Below are 666 nucleotides of genomic sequence, written 5' to 3'. Positions count from 1 at the left end.
GCTTCCTGCCGGAGCACTTAGTCGCAGACTCACCAAACACGTTAAAAGAAGTTGGGGATGATTTCACAAAACTGGCTTGGCAAGTCAATGTTGACCTGATTCAGCATCAAAAATGGCATTCTGATCCCCTCCATCAACAAGCCAAAGCAGAGCTCATTACTCTCTTTGAGCAAACAGTTAAGTAGGATAAATAATGGCAAACACATTGATTGTAGGTGCAGGTTGGCTTGGTACTCCGCTAGCGCAAGCCTTGTTAGTCGAGGGACATGATGTAGTTATTACGCGTCGTAGCCAAGCTCGGTTAGATGAACGGCCATCCACTATTGCTAACGCCGCCCTGCTTGATCTCAACGATGAAAACGCAGCGCAAAAACTGGATGAAATAATTCAGTCGAATCATATTGAGCGTATTGTTGGTGCGTTTCCACCTGGGTTTCGTCGAGGGTCTGGTCGATAGTATGCGCAGCAATGGTCAACGTTAGTTAAAGCGGCAAAACAGAATGCGATTGAAAAGCTCGTCATGATCAGCTCTACAACGGTCTACCCTAATTTACCAACGGATATGAAAGAAGAATCCGCATCGCTCGCTCTCGCGCAAACCCACCCTCACTTTTCTGACAATGCGAAAATCATGCTCGAAGCGGAGCAATCCGTCATCGACTCTGG

At 47.0% G+C, this 666-nt stretch carries 2 pseudogenes; both read left to right on the top strand.

Annotated features, from left to right (window positions below):
- Window positions 1-185, top strand: a pseudogene (locus R7Z50_RS27990) (LysR family transcriptional regulator); the annotation flags it as partial.
- A gap of 8 nt (window positions 186-193) precedes the next feature.
- Window positions 194-666, top strand: a pseudogene (locus tag R7Z50_RS27985) (NAD-dependent epimerase/dehydratase family protein); the annotation flags it as partial.

The organism is Vibrio sp. 1249-1, assembly GCF_033340495.1.
This window is presented reverse-complemented; position numbering and strand designations above follow the sequence as displayed.